Raw genomic sequence first — 16,800 nt, 5'->3', positions numbered from 1 at the left:
CAGGATAATACGACGCGCCTTCAATCGCAATGAAGCACGAGCGCATTTTCAGTATTGCTGAAATGCAAGAACGCCGGTCAACCTTGAAACGGCCACCTCGGCTCGATCACACCGACCTGCGCGCGGTGGCGCAGAAACTGATCCGCCAGCACGCAGGCGACCATCGCCTCGCCGACCGGCACGGCGCGGATGCCGACGCAGGGGTCGTGGCGGCCCTTTGTGAACATGTCCGCCTCCCCGCCGGTGCGGGTCACGGTCGCGCGCGTCGCCAGGATGGACGAGGTCGGCTTCACCGCGAAGCGCGCGACGATCGGCTGCCCCGTCGAGATGCCACCGAGGATGCCGCCGGCATGGTTGGAGAGGAAAAGCGGCTTGCCATCGTTGCCGGCGCGCATCTCGTCGGCATTCTCCTCGCCGGAGAGTTCTGCCGCCCCGAAGCCGTCGCCGATCTCGACGCCCTTTACGGCATTGATGCTCATCAGCGCGGCGGCAATCTCGGAATCGAGCTTGGCATAGATCGGCGCACCGAGCCCCGCCGGCACGCCCTCGGCGACGATCTCCAGCACCGCGCCGATCGACGAGCCGGCTTTGCGGACGCCGTCGAGATACCCCTCGAAAAACGCTGCCGCCTTGGCGTCGGGACAGAAGAACGGGTTGTTGCCGACCTCGTCCCAATCCCAGTTGTTCCGGTCGATTCTGTGCGGGCCCATCTGCACCAGCGCCCCGCGCACGACCATGCCCGGCACAACCTTGCGCGCGATGGCGCCGGCGGCGACCCGCATCGCCGTCTCGCGCGCCGAGGAACGCCCGCCGCCGCGATAGTCGCGGATGCCGTATTTCACATCATAGGTGAAGTCGGCATGGCCGGGCCGGTACTTGTCCTTAATCTCGGAATAATCCTTCGAGCGCTGGTCGACATTGTCGATCATCAGCCCGATCGAAGTCCCGGTCGTCACCTGGACGCCGTCGCCCTCGCGCGCGAACACGCCCGAGACGATCCGGACCTGGTCCGGCTCCTGCCGCTGTGTGGTGAAGCGCGACTGGCCCGGCCGCCGGCGGTCGAGATCGCCCTGGATGTCGGCTTCGGTCAGCGGCAGCAGCGGCGGGCAGCCATCGACGACGCAGCCGATCGCCGGGCCATGGCTCTCGCCGAAGGTGGTGACGCGGAAGAGATGACCGAATGTGTTGTGGGACATGGCTGCCTGCGGAACTGTCGTGCAGGCTCTTAAGGGCTAACAACTGCCAAGGAAACCCCGCCCCCCATCCCTGCTCACCATCGCGCAACACCCTCCAGATAGAAGACGCAGGCCCCTTCGAGATGCACCCGGTCGCCGTCGAGCCGGCAGTACAGTTCGCCACCGCGCGCCGAGGCCTGAAAGGCATGGATCTCGTGCTTGCCCAGCCGCTCCGCCCAGAATGGAACGAGAGCACAATGCGCGCCGCCCGTGACGGGGTCTTCCGGAATACCCTTGGCGGGAGCAAAATAGCGGCTGACACAGTCGTATACGCCGTCTCCGCCCGCAGTCGCGACGACGCCAGCGCAAGGCAGGCGCGCGATCGCAGCCAGATCGGGACGAAGGCCACGCACCGCGTCAGCGGCTTCGAGCCGCGCGATGAAATTGAACCCGTCCCACAGTGTTTCCGCTGGGGCGACGCCCAGCGCCTCGGCCAACCCCTCTGGAGCCTCCGCAGCCGCCCAGCGACGCACTGGAAAATCCATGACGTAGCCGCGCTCGGACCGGCGGACGATCAACGGTCCGCTGGGCGAATGAAAGGTAACCGTCTCGCGCCCGGGATCCAGGCGCTCGAGCACGACCGCCGCGCTCGCCAGGGTCGCGTGGCCGCAGAGAGGAACTTCCACGGTCGGCGTGAACCAACGTATCCGGTAGTCGTCGCCTTCGGCGATGAGGAAGGCGGTCTCGGCCAGATTGTTCTCGGCGGCAAGCGCCTGCATCACGGCCGCGTCCGGATACGCCTCGAACAGCATGACCGCCGCTGGATTTCCCGAGAATCGGCGGATAGTGAAGGCATCGAGTTGGAACAGGCGAGCTTGCATGCGATCAGCGTAGTGGCCGGAGACTGGGTTCTCCAGTATTTCCTCCAGCCGATCAATGCCCCGCCACAGCCTTCGCCGGCACCGCTGGCGCTCCCTCCCAGCGCGTATGCGCCGGCAGATTCTCGCCCTTCATGATGACCGTCAGCAGGCCTACCTGCGCATAGTCGCCGACATGGGTGTCGTAGAGCACGGTGGCGCCCGCACCGACGCAGACCCCCTTCCCCAGCTTCACCCGGCCGACCTTCATGACGCGGTCCTCGTAGAGATGCGTCTGCAGGGCGGAATGGGCGTTCACGGTGCAGAAATCACCGACCGTGATGCAGTCGAACTCGGTGATATCCGTCGAATCGAGCCAGACGCCCTTGCCGTACTTCGCGCCGAACAGCTTGAGGAACCAGGGCAGGAACGGCGTGCCGCGCAGATAGTCGAACAGCACCTTGCCGCCCAGCCCCCAATACATCACCGCGACAGCTTCGGTACGCATCGCCCAGAACGACCACATCGGCTTCATCACGGGCCTGTAGACGCCCATCATCAGCCATTTGATGGCGGCGCAGATCAGCGCCTGGGCGATCGCGATCAGCATCGCCACCCCCATGAAGGACAAAACGAGGCCGGTCCAATCCTGTTCGTTGATCTTCTGCTGCAGCACGAGATCGACGGCGAGCGTGCCGAAGGTGATGAACAGCATCGCCGGAAACGACGTATGCAACGCCTCGAAGGCCCCGCGCGCCACCTGCTTCTGCCATGACGGCTTGTAGGTCCAGTCGGCCCCGAGATCGACCTTCTGCCGCGTCGGCAGCTTGATCGGCGGCGAGCCGAACCAGGTGTCGCCCGGCTGCATCTGGTCGTTGGCCGGCGGCTTCGACTTGATGCCGATCAGAACCCGGTCCGGGATCGACGCGCCCGGCGGCACGACCGCATCATTGCCGACGAAGACCTGCTCGCCCGTGCGAGTCATGTCGAGGCGCATATAGCCGCGCCGCATGTCCTCGTCGCCGAAGACGACCTCGTCGGCGATGAAGTTGCCGGCGCCGATCCCGGTCAGGTCGTAGCGGCCCGACAGGTTGGTCGAGATCTCGGCGCCCTTGCCGATGCGCGCGCCCATCAGCCGGTACCAGAAGCGCATATAGATCGTCGCGAACAGCGAGGACAGCGTTTCCAGCGTCACCTCGGTCGCCAGCGCCACGGTCCATTTGCGCGCATAGAAACTCGAATGGATCGAATAGGAGCCGGAGGTCACGCGCGGCAGGATCGCCCAGCGCAATCCCGCCATGAGCAGCACGGTGAAGGCGATCAGCCCGATCGCGGTCGGCCAGGTCAGGATCGGCAGATACCAGAGATAGCTGACATCCGACCAGGTCGCGATCCAGTCGTCGATCTTGTCGAACAGCCAGAAGGCCGGGAAGATCGGCAGCAGGCTGATCGGCGGCAGCACGATGAGCATAAGGACGTAGAAAGCCGTCATCGCGGCCCGCCGCTGCGGGCTGGCCTCGGCCTGCGGGGGCAGCGAGGCGAGATCGACCATTCCGGTCTTGCGGGCAGGCGAGCCATCCCAGATCTCGGCCCGGCCGATGCGGGCATGCGGCGCGATCGCCGTCAGATCGCCGATCTCGGCATGGTCCTCGATCACGCAGTCATGGCCGAGGACGACGGAAGCTCCGGCGCAGACATCCTCGCCGATCGTGATCCTGCCGAGGACCAGCTTGTCGCCGACCGCCTCGCCATTGGCGAAGGTCGTTTTCGAGCCGAAGCTGGTGCCGTCTCCGATCGTGATCAGATCGATCGCGCCGGCCTCATAGTCGGAGATGATGACGTCGCGCCCGACCTTGGCGCCGAGCAGGCGCCAGTACATCCGCATCACCGGCGTGCCCTGCAGCCATTTGATGTGCACGAGGCCGGCGACCCGGGCGGCGAACCACCAGCGGAAATAATAGACGCCCCAGAGCGGATAGACCCCGGGCTTCGTTCGCCCGAGCACGAGCCATTTCAGCGCGATCGCGATCAGGCCGGTGACGATGGTGATCGCGACATAGACGCCGAGCAGTGCGAAAACCTGCCCCAGCAGCGGCAGATCCTCGCCCGACAGGAGCATGTAGGTCACGAAGATGCCGAGCCACTGCGCCGTCGCGAGCCCGATGATGACCGGCAGAACGGCGGCCTGGGCCAGCCCGCAGAGGAAGCGCCGCATGAAGGGCGGCGGCGTGAAGGAAAGGTCCTGCGTCTCGGCGATGCCGCGCCCGTCGAGCAGGGCCGCCATGCCGCGCAATGTGCGGGCGCCGTAGACGTCCTGCAGCGTGATACCGGCATAGGCCGGGCTCTCGCGAACGATCGAGATGAAGCGCGCCGCCAGCAGTGAATGGCCGCCGAGATCGACGAAGAAATCAGCGTCCAGCGGCAGGCTCGATGCTCCCAGCACGCGCTTGGCGGCTTCGAGCAGGGCGGCCTCGGTCGCATTGCGCGGCGGCTCCTGCTCGCCGGCGGAGCTCGGTGCCGTCAGCGGCGCGGCCTTCAGCATCCGCCGATCGACCTTGCCGGAGACCATGCGCGGCAGCGAGCCGACAGCCTCGAAATGGGCCGGCACCATATAGGGCGGTAGCTGCTCGCGCAGCGAGGCGCGCAAGGCCGCCCCGTCGACGGCGACGCCCGGCTCGGCCACGACGAAGGCGACGAGCCGTTCGATCTCGTCGTCGATGCGCATCACCACGGCAGCCTGGTTGACGCCGGGCTCCTCGGTGAGCTTCGACTCGATCTCGCCGAGCTCGACGCGGAAGCCGCGGATCTTGATCTGGTCGTCGATCCGGCCGTGGAAGACGATATTCCCGTTCTCGTCGAGGCTGACCGCGTCGCCCGAGCGGTAGAGCACCGGATCGTCGTTCCCGAACGGATGGCCGAACGGGTTCGCGATGAATTTCTCGGCCGTCAGCTCCGGGCGGCCATGATAGCCCCTGGCGACACCCGGGCCGCCGATCAGCAATTCGCCCTGCTCGCCGCGCCCGACCACCTCCATCGACTCGTTGACGATATAGGCGGTGTAGTTTGGGATCGGCCGGCCGATCGTGACCGTCTCGCCGGGCGTGACCTCGGCCGCGGTGGCGACCACGGTCGCTTCCGTCGGTCCATAGGTGTTCAGGATGCGCCGGCCGGGCTTCGACCATTTCTGCACGGTCGCGGGCGGCAATGCCTCGCCGCCGAGCAGGATCAGCTTCAGCGACGGCACGTCAGCCGGCAGGATGCCGAGCAGCGTCGGCACCGTGTCGATGACCGTTACGCCGGCTTCGCTCAACAGCGCCGGCAGCTTCTCGGCGTCGCCCATCATCTCCGGCGAGGCGACATGCAGCGTCGCGCCCACCAGATAGGGCGTCCAGATCTCCTCCATCGACAGGTCGAAGGCGACCGAGGCCCCCTGGAAGACGACATCGTCGGGACCGATCTCGTAGAGCGCGTTCCCGGATCGCAGGAAATGGCAGATGTTGCGGTGGCTGATGACGATCGCCTTCGGCGTGCCCGTCGAGCCCGAAGTGTAGATCAGATAGGCCGGGTGGTCCTTGGTCAGTCCGGCAGCGCGGGCCGGCATGGCGACACCGTCATCGGCAGCCGCCAAGGCCTCGGGCGTCCAGACGCTGCGCCCGATACCTGCTGCCCGCCCCTGCCAATCGGCGGCGGTGACGATACCCTTCGCCTCGGCGTCGTTGAGGCAGATGGCGATGCGATCGACCGGCGCCTCGGCGTCGAACGGTACCCAGGCCGCGCCCGCCCGCGTGATCGCAACCTGCGCGATCAAGAGGTCGATGCCGCGCGGCATCCACAGGCCGACGAGATCGCCCGGCCCGACGCCGGCGAGCGCGAGCCCGCGCGCCTGCCGCCCGGCCGCGGCCCAGACCTCGTCATAGCTCAGACGGCGCGACGCATCGACCAGCGCCGGGTGCGCGGCACGCGCCGCCACGGTCGCCGCGAAGATCTCGCCAAGCACCTCGTCGCGCAGGAGGTCCGGCCGCTTCTCGCCCGCCATCATGGCGAGCGGCCTGGCAGCCGCCAGCTCTGTCGTCGCCGACAGCTTGCTCATATCGTTCATCGTGCCCCGCTGCAGTCAGGTCCGGCGCATCGAGGAGCAGCGCCGCATCGCGCGCCCTCCATATGCGGCAATCCCTTTCCGCACCTCATCTTGATCCGAAAAGCGCACCTCCCCGATGCAACTGTTCGGTAGAACCCCCCGGCCGAGCGACCTGCCGCGACACGGCACCCCACTAGCATGTTTCTCATGCTCGGGCACGACTGAACCCGCGATGAACGCTGCCGCATCGGCACTGCGCAGGAGCTCCTTCAGCCCCGCATCAGCGCCGCGACATGCGCGGCCGCCGAACGGGAAAGCCCCTCGAGATCGTAGCCGCCCTCGAGGATCGAGACGATGCGCCCACGGCAGGATCGATCTGCGATCTCCATCAGCCTCTGTGTGGCCCAGGCGAAATCCGGCTCCTTGAGGTTGAGATTGGCCAGCGGATCGCGCCAGTGTGCGTCGAAGCCGGCCGAGATGACGATCAAATCCGGCGCAAACGCCTCGATCCGCGGCAGCAGGGCCGTCTCCATCGCCTCGCGAAAGGCCTCCGAGCCGTCGCCGGCCCTCAGCGGCGCGTTGACGATCGTACCGTGCTGGCCGCGCTCCGAGGCGGCCCCCGTGCCCGGATAGAGCGGCATCTCATGGGTCGAGGCGTAGAGCACGCTCGCATCGTCCCAGAAGATTTCCTGCGTACCGTTGCCGTGATGCACGTCCCAGTCGATGATCGCCACCCGCTCGGCCCCATGGCGTCGCTGCGCATGTCGGGCCGCGATGGCGGCGTTGTTGAAGAAGCAGAACCCCATCGCCTTGGCGCTCTCGGCATGATGCCCCGGCGGGCGCATCGCGCTGAAGGCATTCGCCACCCGCCCCGTCATCACCTCGTCGACAGCCTGCGCCGCAGCCCCGACGCCATGCAGCGCTGCATCGACGGTGCCCGGTGACATCAGCGTATCCGCATCGACCTGGACGAGGCCGCTGTCCGGCGAGGCGGCGAGGATCGCCTCCGCGAAATCCCGGGGATGGCAGAGCTTCACCAGGTCGAGCGAGCCGAGCGCGGCGCTTTCCCGAATCAGTGCAGAGAAGCGTTCCTCCTCCAGCGCGGCCTCGACCGCGCGCAGGCGATCCGCGCGCTCGGGATGGCCGGGCGGGGTCTCGTGCAGGAGACTCGAGGGGTGCGTGATCAGGAGCGTCGTCACCGGGCAGGCCTCATTTCGGGGATCGAGGAGAGCGGGCCGTGGCATCATGGCCACGGTGCACTGCGAAACGCCTGATTCGGCTGCCGTGACGGGAACCGAAATTGCGCCATGCCGGTTTGGGCCCTAGAGCATCGGCGAACAGGCAATGCTCCTGCCGAACGCGGCGGAAACCAAGCATTAACCCTGCATTCACCATAAAGATCGCCTCCGGGCCGCTCTGAGGACGTCATGAAACAGACTGTGATTCTTGCGCTGGCGATATCCGCCCTTCTGGGGGCTTGCCAGTACAAGAGCGTCAACGCTCCGGCCCTGTCGGCCCGCGATGCCGAGTACATCGCGCTGGTGCCGAAATTCGAGCATGAGATCACGCATCTGCCTTATGAGATCGCCGACCCGACGGGCAAGGCGCCCGGCACGATCGTCGTCGATACCAAGGAGAAATATCTCTACTACGTTCTGCCGAACAAGAAGGCGATCCGCTATGGCGTCGCGACCGGCGACGAGGCGTTCGGCTGGACCGGCGAAGCGGTGATCCAGCGCAAGGCGGAGTGGCCGCGCTGGACGCCTCCCGCGGAGATGATCGCGCGCTGGCCGCATCTGGCGCCACGCGCCGGCGGCATGGAGGGCGGCCCCGACAACCCGCTGGGCGCCCGCGCGCTTTATCTCTACCAGAACGGCCACGACACGCTCTATCGCATCCATGGCACCAACGAGCCGGAGACCATCGGCCGTTCGGCCTCGTCCGGCTGCATCCGGATGCGCAATATCGACGTGATCGACCTGTTCAACCGCGTGCCCAACGGCACCAAGGTCATCGTCACCTGACGCGGCCGGCCGGCGAGGCCGCCGCCGGTCTCAGCCGAGTTCGATCAGCAGGATTTCCGGCGGGATGCCGAAGCGGATCGGCAGCTTGCTCGTGCCGATCCCGGCCGAGACGATGAGGTCGCGCCCCCGCTCGCGAACATGCCCGTAGGCGAAGCGGTTGCCGTAGCGCGAGGGCACGATCGGCGACCATCCGAGGAGCCGGACCTGCCCGCCATGGGTATGCCCCGAGAGCGTCAGCGAAACGCGATCCGGCATCTCGGCGAAGATGTCGGGCTCATGAGCCATCATGATGACCGGCGCGCCGTCATCGGCGATCTGCGCCATCGTGCCCGGCAAATCGTCGAGGCTGTTGCGCTGGCCGCGTCGCCACGGAATGAAGGCGACCTGGTCGCCCAGTCCCGCCAGCCAGAGCGGGCCGGCGGCGCTCTCGATCCGCATGGCGCGGTTTTCGAGGACGGGGATGCCGGCGTCCTCGAGCGTCAGGCCGACGAGCGAGGGGCCGGCGCGCAGGCTTTGCGCCCGCTCGTCCTGCCACCAGTCGTGATTGCCCAGCACGGCGAAGACCCCGTCACGCGCCTGGAGCCGGATCAGTTCTGCCGCCCATTCGCGCATCGAGGGATCCGAGTCGACGCGCTTCCGGCTCGCCACGAAATCCCCGAGCAGCAACGTCAGATCGGGTTTGAGGGCATTGGCCGTATCGACGATCTCGGTCACGCGCGAGAGCGGCACGTGCAGCGAGCCGATATGGAGATCGGAAATCGCCACCAGTCGCAGGCGGCGGCCCTCGGGCCAGCCGCGCGGCCTCAGCCTGTAACGGGTCACTCCCTGTTGCGCCGGCTCCCATGCCGCGGCGTAGGCGCCGGGGCCCAGCAGGGACAAAAAAAGACCGGCGAGAGCTTTGAGGACTCTGCGCCGGTCAAACATGGAGGGTCTCGAAAAAGGGTCTACGATGTTCAGTCGTCAAAACCGTGGCGAAGGACCCCGGCAAGCCGGGATGGTTCGTCCTTCGTACGTCTATCCAACGCGGCAGCCGGTGATCTGGTTCCGGCCGCCACTGCGGGAAAAGCGATCGGGCGGAACCAGGAGGCATAGGCCTCCCTTGCGGATGCATCGTGGAAACTCGCATTCGTTTGCGTCTTGCGACGCGGATCGGCGGAGGTCATGGGTCTCGACTTCGTTAGCCACACGGATGACGCTGGTTCCTGGCCACCGTCATGAAACCACCCTGACCGGCGATCGGGACGGCGCCACGGCGCCATCGTGATCGGTTCAAGGCGATTTGTGTCGCTCCGCAGGCTAACGCCACAATTGTGAACGAATTGCTGCGGCGCAGCGAGCAAGAAGTCGATAGGTAACGCCGCCCGGTCAGTCGACAGGGCGGCACGAGGTTGATTGAAAAACGTTCGCCGCCGGCCTCAGGCCGCGAGCAGCCCTTCGGCCTTGACCCAGTTGAGCGTCTTGTTCAGGGCGCGCTCATAGCGGTCGAACATCTCCTCGATCTCGGCCTCCTTCATGACGAGCGGCGGGCAGAAGGCGACGCGATCGCCCATGGCGCGCAGGATCAGGCCTTCCTCCTGCGCGAACATGACCGATTTCGGGCCGACGCCCTTCTTCGTCTCGAAGGACGCCTTGGTCGCCTTGTCCTTGACCAGTTCGACGCCGCCGATCAGGCCGACGCCCCTCGCCTCGCCGACCAGCGGATGCTCGTTCAGCTTGTCCAGGCGGCGCAGGAAGGTCGGCGAAACGCTGCGGACATGCTCGACGATTCTGTCGCGCTGGTAGATCTCCAGCGTCTTGACCGCGATGGCGCAGCCGACGGGATGGCCGGCATAGGTGTTGCCATGGCCGAAGGTGCCGATCTTGCGGCTCTGGTCGACCAGCACCTCATAGATGCGCTCGTTCATCATCACCGCGCTGAGCGGGAAATAGGCCGAGGTGATCTGCTTGGCGCAGGACATCGAGTCGGCGGCCATGCCGTAGGTCTGCGTCCCGAACATGTTGCCGGTGCGGCCGAAGCCGGTGATGACCTCGTCGGAGATGAAGAGAATGTCGTATTTCGCCACAACTGCGTTGATCTTCTCGAAATAGCCCTCCGGCGGGGTGATCGCGCCGCCGGCGCCCATCACCGGCTCGGCGATGAAGGCGGCAACCGTGTCCGGCCCCTCGCGCAGAATCATCTCCTCGAGTTCAGCGGCGAGCCGCGACGAGAAATCCTGCTCGCTCTCGCCGGCTTCGGCGAAGCGGTAGTGATGCGGGCAGGAGGTGTGCAGGATGCCCGGCAGCGGCAGGTCGAAGTCGATATGGTTGTTCGGCAGGCCGGTCAGCGAGGCCGACGCGACGGTGACGCCGTGATAGCCCTTCAGCCGCGAGATGATCTTCTTCTTCTGCGGCCGGCCGAGCGCATTGTTCATGTACCAGACGATCTTGACCTGGGTGTCGTTCGCATCCGAGCCGGAGGCGCCGTAGAACACCTTGGAGATCGGAACCGGCGAGATTTCCTTGAGCTTCTCGGCCAGCTCGATCGCCGGATCATGGCTGCGCCCGCCGAAGATATGCTGGAAGGGCAGCTTCTTCATCTGCTCATAGGCGGTCTCGATCAGCTCCTGGTTGGAGTAACCGAGCGAGGTGCACCACAGCCCCGCCATGCCCTCGATATATTCCTTGCCGGCCGAGTCGTAGACATAGATGCCCTTGCCGCTCTCCAGCACCAGAGGCCCGGTCTCGCGATGCGTCGCGAGATTCGTATAGGGATGGACGAGGGTCTCGATGTCGCGGACGGCGAGGTTGGACAGCATCGTGCGGTTCCCTAGTGCGGTTGGTGGCTTTTGCCATCATAGATCGGCGATGCCGCAAGCGCTGAGCGAATTTACCGCACATCACCGCAGACTCTGCCGCAGGGCGACGAGCTGGCACGCGATTTTTCAGATGCCATGGCGTTTGCCGCAATCGCTTGCCAGCCTGGAGCGCGCTCGCCATGGTCCGGCATCTGGAATCCCTGTAAAGACGCCGCATGATTGATCCGGTCGCAACCATGAGCCAGCCCGCCCCCGGCCGGGCCTGCGGCAGCTGCACCCTCTGCTGCAAGGTCTATGACGTGCCTGATGCGGGGGCCACGGCGGGCAACTGGTGCCCGAATTGCCTGCCGGGCCGCGGCTGCAAGATCTACGAGACGCGCCCGCAGCAATGCCGCGCCTTCCACTGCCTTTGGATGACCCAGGATTTCCTCGGCCCCGACTGGAAGCCCGACAAGGCCCGCTTCGTCCTGACCATGGATGCCGCAACGCGCTGGCTTTTCGTGCAGGCCGACCCCGGCGCGGCACAGGCCTGGCGCAAGGAGCCCTATTACGGCCAGCTCAAGCGCTGGGCCGCGGCCGGCAACCGCCCCGTCATCGTCTTCGTCAGGAAGCTCGCCACGGCCCTCACAGCCCATGGCGAGACGGTGCTCGGCGAGATCGGAGCCGATGAGCGGATCGTGCTGCGTGAATTGCCCGGCGGACGGCAGGTCGTGGAGAAGATCCGGCGGAGCGCCTGACCAGGGCGTCGGTCTCTCGTCCGTGTCCTATCGCTCGTCGGCGGCGCGCGCGAGGTCTCGCCAGGCGAGCACGAGACGATCAAGTTCCGCGAGATCCCGCTCCGGCAGCTTGCCCAGCGTCTGCGCCACGAATTCGCGCTGCGTCCGGATGCCGGCTTCCGCCAGCCTGCGTCCCTCGGACGTCAGGTGCATCGCGTAGGAGCGCCGGTCGCCTGCGATGGCCCGGCGCTCGACGAGACCGGCCTGGACCAGCCGGTCGACCAGGCCGGAGACATTGCCCTTGGTGACATAGAGCCGCTCGGCCAGTTCGTTCTGGCTGATGCCCTCGCGCTCGGTCAGGGTCGAGAGCAGGTCGAATTGCGGGATCGACAGGCCGAGTGCGCGAATGCGCCCCGTCATCTGGATCAGCATGCGCTGGTGCAGCCGCATGAAGCGGAACCATACGCGATCCGGCTCGGTCGCATCGACGCGCTGCACTGTCTTCGAGTCTGGCACGGCCTTGCCCCCATCAAGAAAGATCACGCCTAAACCATCTCGCCGCCTGAGGCGAGATCGGCTGCCTGCAGGCCTTGCCGGCAAAGGCTTGCCTTCGCGCCGCCGCAGCGTCACCTATGGCCGATGCACCGCCGTCTCGTCTTCGAGGAGCCTGTCTCGCGCGCCGCGCTCTGGAGCCGGCGGCTGGCCTGGTTTTCGCTCGCGGTGCTGCTGCTCGCGCTCCTCGTCTTCCGGACCGGCGAGCCCAGCCTCGATGGCCTGGCGCCGGTTGCCGCGGCCTATCTCTTCGTCCTGCTGGCGCTGGTCCTGTCGCTGCTGGCCTTCGCGCGGATCTGGCAATCCGGCCATCGCGGCGTCGGCATGGCAGCAGGCGCCTTCCTGCTTTGCGTCCTGATGCTGGCGCCTGCCGCCTTTGTCGGTTTCCGGCTGGCAACCTTGCCGGCCCTGGCCGATGTCTCGACCGATATCGACGATCCTCCGGCCTTCAGCCGCTCGCGCGCCGCGCTCGACGCCCGCAGCGGGCGCATGCCGCCCGATGTCGCGCCCGAACGACGCCGCCTGCAGCGGCAGGCCTATCCGAAAGCGGTGCCGATCGTGCTCGAGCTGCCGGCCGAGATCGCCTTCGACATCGCCCGCCGCGCGGCGCTGGCCCGCGGCTGGCAGGTGCTCGAATCGTCGCGGCCGGGCGGGCGCACCGGCGCCGGCCGCATCGAGGTGGTCGCGCGATCGCGCATCCTGCGGACCTCCGAGGACATCACCATCCGCATCCGGCCGCGCGCCGATGGCAGCCGCATCGACATCCGCTCGGCGACCCGCCTCGGCGGCCACGACCTCGGTATCAACGCCGCGCGCATCGCAGCCTTCGCCGAGGAGGTCGAAACGCTTGTCGATGCGCGCTGAGGCTTAGGCGAGCCGATAACGACTCGTCAGCGAGGGCAACGGCTCGTCGCAGATGACGACGCCCCGCAGCACCAGATCCTCGAGCTGCGCCAGCACCGACAGCGCGGCCGCCCCGTGCAGGGCCGGCGGCAGCCCCTGATAGATCAGCGGCACCATCGCGGCGATTCGCTCGTCGCCCGCCCGCAGGCGATTGAGAATCGCCGCCTCGCGCTGACGACGATGCTGCACCAGACCGCGCAGGAAGCGCTGCGGCTCGGTCACCGGGCCGCCATGGCCCGGCCGGTAGAGGCCATGCTCCATGCCGCGCAGCTTCTCGACCGAAGCCATGTAGGCCGCCATTGAGCCGTCCGGCGGGGCAACGATCGAGGTCGACCACGCCATGACATGGTCGCCCGAGAACAGCGTATCCTCCTCGGCGAGCGCGAAGGCGAGGTGGTTGGCGGTGTGGCCCGGCGTCTCGACGGCGGCGAGGCTCCAGCCCGGCCCGGTCACCGCATCGCCGTCCCGCATCTCCTGGTCCGGCGCATAGTCGCGGTCGGCGGCGGCATCGAGCCGGCTGATCTCTCCCTCGGCCAGCTCGCGCGCCGCGCGATGCGGCCCGCAGCCGACCACGATCGCGCCCGTCGCCGCCTTCAGGGCCGGCACGGCCGGCGAATGGTCGCGATGCGTATGCGTGACGACGATATGGCTGACGCTCTCACCCGCAACCGCCGCCAGGAGCCGCTCGACATGGGCCGGATCGTCGGGACCGGGATCGATGATCGCCACCCTCCCCTGCCCGACGATGTAGCTGCAGGTGCCGGTGAAGGTCATCGGCCCGCCATTGCCGGCGATGACGCGCCGAACCAGCGGCGACAGCCTCGCGACCTCGCCAGGCGGAGTCGTGGCGCTGCGGTCGAATTCAATCTCGTCGCTCATGCGTGATCCTGCACTCCCGCTGGGCGCACCCGCTCGCGGCACGCCGCTTGTGGGGCATTGCCGCATTTTCTATAGACGGAAAAGATGGTCGCGCGGCGCGGCCTTTCGCGAACAGGATGACATGCCCATGGCGCAGATGCTTCCCCTTCAAGCCCCGACACTGGCCGGCGCGGCTCTTCCCGCAGTCTCTGGCCCGCGCGCGACCCTGCTGCGCAATGTCGCGCTCGCCGTCGCCGGCAGCCTGCTGCTGGTGCTCGCCGCCAAGATCAAGGTGCCGTTCTGGCCGGTGCCGATGACGCTGCAGACGCTGGCCGTGCTCGGCCTCGGTGCCGCCTTGGGCTCGCGCCTCGGCGCCGCGACCGTCGCGCTCTACATCGCCTATGGCCTCGCCGGCCTGCCGGTCTTCACCAACACCCCGCCGGTCGCCGCCGGCCCGCTCTATCTGGTCGGCCCGACCGGCGGCTTCCTCGTCGGCTTCGTCGCTGCCGCCGCCATCGCCGGCTGGGCTGCCGCGCGCGATGCCTCGCTACCGCGCCTGATCGGCGGCCTCGTCGCAGCCGAACTCGTGATGATGCTGCTCGGCTTCGGCTGGCTCGCCTTCGGCGCCCAGATGGCGTCGGGCGCAACCGGCGTCGGCTTCGCCAAGGCCTTCGCTTATGGCGTCCAGCCCTTCCTCATCGGCGATCTCGTCAAGCTCGCGCTGGTCGCTTGCCTGGCGCGCGCCGGCTGGTCGGTGCTGCAGCGCCGCGGCTGAACCTGCTGCAATGCCGAACATGAAAAAGGCCGGGGCAATGCCCGGCCTTTTTCATGTCGATCGTTCGGACAGCAGCCCGGATCCGCGCTCAGCCGTTCGGAGCGGAACTGCTGCATGTCTTCTGCCCGGGCGCCGTGAAGAAGGGGCCGAGATTGCCGCATTTGTCGCAGCCTGCGAGCAGCGTCGCCAGTCCGAGAATGCCGAGGAGTTGGAAGGCGCGCTTCATGATCGATTCCGCTGGTGGTGGTGATCTACCCTAGAGAGCAATCGCAGCGATGACCACCGGCGGCGGATCAGTGGCGCCGATCAGAGACGCAGGGCCGACGCGTCCACGGGGATCGAACCTGGCCGGATCCATGCCCGGAAAAGAAAAAGGCCCCGAAGGGCCTGTTTCACAAAGCATTGAAATACTTCGGGAAATTTTGGTCGGAGTGGCAGGATTTGAACCTGCGACCCCCTCGTCCCGAACGAGGTGCTCTACCAGGCTGAGCCACACTCCGATCAACTGGTGGCGGGCTTATAGCCAGCGCTGCGGCCGGGCGCAACAGGTCGCGAGCCTGTCGATGACGAATTATCCGTAATCCCCACCATCATCACATCGGGCTGGGCACATGGTGGCCGTCGATCGTCTGACCGGTTGCGCCACAGCCCGACGCGTTCTAGAAGGCGCGGCGTATTGGGGCGTCGCCAAGTGGTAAGGCAGCGGTTTTTGGTACCGCCATTCGGAGGTTCGAATCCTCCCGCCCCAGCCAGCCTCCTTTTCAGTTCCGGTAGACCGGGAAGGCTTCGGTCATCCTCGCGACCTCAGCCTTGGCGGCCTCGACTGCGGCGTCGGCATTGCCCGCGGCCTCGGCCTCGATCAGGTCGGCGATGATGTTGCCGAGCGTCACGAAGGCATCCTCCTTCATGCCGCGGGTCGTGGCCGCCGCGGCGCCCAGCCGCATGCCGACCCAATCGGCCGGGCGCGGGCCGTCGTTCGGGATGGGGTTCTTGTTCGAGGTGATGTTGGCGCGCGCCAGCACAACCTCGGCCTGCTTGCCGTTCAGCCCCCTGCTCGACAGGTCGAGCAGGACGAGATGCGTATCCGTGCCGCCCGAGACGATGCGGACCCCGCGCTCCATCAGCGTCGCCGCCAGCACCCTGGCGTTGGCCTTCACCTGCGCCGCATAGACCTTGAAATCGTCGCGCAGCGCCTCGCCCAGGCAGATCGCCTTCGCGGCCAGGACCTGGCTATGCAGCGACCCCTGCACGCCGGGGAACACGGCCGATTGCAGCTTCTTGAACCAGTCCTCGTTGTTGGTCAGGATCAGGCCGCCGCGCGGGCCGCGCAGCGTCTTCGTCGTGGTGCAGGTGACGATGTCGGCATGTGGGAAGGGCGAGGGATGCACCCCGCCCGCGACGAGCCCCGCGATATGGGCCATGTCCACCAGGAACCAGGCGCCGACCTTCCTGGCGATGCGGCCCATCCGTTCGAAATCGATCTCGCGGGGATAGGCCGAGCCGCCGGCGATCAGGAGCTTGGGGCGAACCTCCTCGGCAGTGCGCTCGACCTCGTCATAGTCGATCACCTCGTTCTGCGGATTGACCTTGTAGCTGTGGGCTTCGAACCAGCGGCCCGAGAGATTGCCCTTCATGCCATGCGAAAGGTGCCCGCCAGCCGCGAGATCCAGCGACAGAACCTTGTCGCCGGGCTTCAGCAGCAGGAAGAACACGGCGAGATTGGCCTGGCTGCCCGAATGCGGCTGCACATTGGCATAGCCGCAACTGAACAGCTCCTTGGCGCGGTCGATCGCGGCCTGCTCGACGACATCGACGAATTCGCCGCCGCCATGGAAGCGGTTGCCGGGATAGCCCTCCAGCGTCTTGTTGGTCATCTCATGGCCGAGCGCGTCGAGCACGGCGCGGCTGACGATGTTCTCCGAGGCGATCAGCTCGATCTGGTTCTGCTGGCGCTTGCGCTCGCTGTCCAGCGCCTGGGCGATGAGCGGGTCGCGCTCATGCACGGTGGCGGAGAAGAAGGCCTGCGTCTGGTCGGTCATGACGGATTCCGGAAACCTGCTGTGGTTG

The 16,800-nt window shown here is 66.9% G+C and carries 14 protein-coding genes and 2 tRNA genes; 5 read left to right on the top strand and 11 right to left on the bottom strand.

Features of this window, described 5'->3' with window-relative positions; genetic code table 11:
* Positions 1-77: 77 nt before the first annotated feature.
* From aroC to AC1RMY_RS03430, 4 genes are all read right to left on the bottom strand, one after another.
* On the bottom strand, positions 78-1,196 hold the full coding sequence (gene aroC / locus AC1RMY_RS03445; RefSeq protein ID WP_492862541.1) for a chorismate synthase: 1,119 nt from the start codon (positions 1,194-1,196) through the stop codon (positions 78-80).
* A gap of 74 nt (positions 1,197-1,270) precedes the next feature.
* The gene (locus tag AC1RMY_RS03440) at positions 1,271-2,056 is read right to left on the bottom strand and encodes a PhzF family phenazine biosynthesis protein (RefSeq protein WP_492862540.1); all 786 of its coding nucleotides are present in this window, start codon (positions 2,054-2,056) and stop codon (positions 1,271-1,273) included.
* A 52-nt stretch (positions 2,057-2,108) separates the two neighbouring features.
* Positions 2,109-6,131, bottom strand: coding sequence for a Pls/PosA family non-ribosomal peptide synthetase (locus tag AC1RMY_RS03435; RefSeq protein ID WP_492862539.1), 4,023 nt, complete (start codon positions 6,129-6,131; stop codon positions 2,109-2,111).
* Positions 6,132-6,379: 248 nt separating this feature from the next.
* On the bottom strand, positions 6,380-7,309 hold the full coding sequence (locus AC1RMY_RS03430) for a histone deacetylase family protein (RefSeq protein ID WP_492862538.1): 930 nt from the start codon (positions 7,307-7,309) through the stop codon (positions 6,380-6,382).
* 228 nt (positions 7,310-7,537) lie between these two features.
* Between AC1RMY_RS03430 and AC1RMY_RS03425 the strand changes: the two genes are divergently transcribed.
* Positions 7,538-8,134, top strand: coding sequence for a L,D-transpeptidase (locus tag AC1RMY_RS03425; RefSeq protein WP_492862537.1), 597 nt, complete (start codon positions 7,538-7,540; stop codon positions 8,132-8,134).
* Positions 8,135-8,164: 30 nt separating this feature from the next.
* Here AC1RMY_RS03425 and AC1RMY_RS03420 read toward each other — a convergent pair whose 3' ends face one another.
* Together AC1RMY_RS03420 and AC1RMY_RS03415 are read right to left on the bottom strand one after the other, a co-directional pair.
* On the bottom strand, positions 8,165-9,058 hold the full coding sequence (locus AC1RMY_RS03420) for a metallophosphoesterase (protein WP_492862536.1): 894 nt from the start codon (positions 9,056-9,058) through the stop codon (positions 8,165-8,167).
* A 491-nt stretch (positions 9,059-9,549) separates the two neighbouring features.
* Entirely contained in the window at positions 9,550-10,929 is a 1,380-nt protein-coding gene (locus tag AC1RMY_RS03415) for an aspartate aminotransferase family protein (protein ID WP_492862535.1), read from the bottom strand.
* A gap of 215 nt (positions 10,930-11,144) precedes the next feature.
* On the opposite strand from AC1RMY_RS03415, the gene AC1RMY_RS03410 reads away from it, so the two are divergent.
* The gene (locus AC1RMY_RS03410; RefSeq protein ID WP_492862534.1) at positions 11,145-11,666 is read left to right on the top strand and encodes a YkgJ family cysteine cluster protein; all 522 of its coding nucleotides are present in this window, start codon (positions 11,145-11,147) and stop codon (positions 11,664-11,666) included.
* 27 nt (positions 11,667-11,693) lie between these two features.
* On the opposite strand, the gene AC1RMY_RS03405 is transcribed toward AC1RMY_RS03410, so the two are convergent.
* Positions 11,694-12,095, bottom strand: coding sequence for a MarR family winged helix-turn-helix transcriptional regulator (locus AC1RMY_RS03405; RefSeq protein ID WP_492863551.1), 402 nt, complete (start codon positions 12,093-12,095; stop codon positions 11,694-11,696).
* Between the two features lie 189 nt (positions 12,096-12,284).
* On the opposite strand from AC1RMY_RS03405, the gene AC1RMY_RS03400 reads away from it, so the two are divergent.
* On the top strand, positions 12,285-13,061 hold the full coding sequence (locus AC1RMY_RS03400) for a DUF1499 domain-containing protein (RefSeq protein WP_492862533.1): 777 nt from the start codon (positions 12,285-12,287) through the stop codon (positions 13,059-13,061).
* 3 nt (positions 13,062-13,064) lie between these two features.
* On the opposite strand, the gene AC1RMY_RS03395 is transcribed toward AC1RMY_RS03400, so the two are convergent.
* Positions 13,065-13,979, bottom strand: a complete 915-nt coding sequence (locus AC1RMY_RS03395) for an MBL fold metallo-hydrolase (RefSeq protein WP_492862532.1) — start codon at positions 13,977-13,979, stop codon at positions 13,065-13,067.
* Between the two features lie 127 nt (positions 13,980-14,106).
* Here AC1RMY_RS03395 and AC1RMY_RS03390 point away from each other — a divergent pair, with 127 nt between their 5' ends.
* Positions 14,107-14,733: a biotin transporter BioY gene (locus AC1RMY_RS03390; protein WP_492862531.1), complete on the top strand. Its 627-nt coding sequence runs from the start codon at positions 14,107-14,109 to the stop codon at positions 14,731-14,733.
* Between the two features lie 88 nt (positions 14,734-14,821).
* Here AC1RMY_RS03390 and AC1RMY_RS03385 read toward each other — a convergent pair whose 3' ends face one another.
* Positions 14,822-14,959: a hypothetical protein gene (locus AC1RMY_RS03385; protein ID WP_492862530.1), complete on the bottom strand. Its 138-nt coding sequence runs from the start codon at positions 14,957-14,959 to the stop codon at positions 14,822-14,824.
* Positions 14,960-15,156: 197 nt separating this feature from the next.
* Positions 15,157-15,233 (bottom strand) — tRNA-Pro (locus tag AC1RMY_RS03380).
* A gap of 177 nt (positions 15,234-15,410) precedes the next feature.
* Between AC1RMY_RS03380 and AC1RMY_RS03375 the strand changes: the two genes are divergently transcribed.
* Positions 15,411-15,485: transfer RNA gene (locus AC1RMY_RS03375), tRNA-Gln, on the top strand.
* 9 nt (positions 15,486-15,494) lie between these two features.
* On the opposite strand, the gene AC1RMY_RS03370 is transcribed toward AC1RMY_RS03375, so the two are convergent.
* Positions 15,495-16,772 (bottom strand): 2-methylserine hydroxymethyltransferase, encoded by a 1,278-nt coding sequence (locus AC1RMY_RS03370; protein WP_492862529.1) that lies wholly within the window; start codon positions 16,770-16,772, stop codon positions 15,495-15,497.
* Between the last annotated feature and the right edge of the window lie 28 nt (positions 16,773-16,800).

The sequence above is a fragment of the Allobosea sp. GW822-FHT03F07 genome, assembly GCF_058801345.1.
The sequence above is the reverse complement of the archived record's forward strand: the minus strand, read 5'-3'. Positions and strand labels throughout refer to the sequence as shown.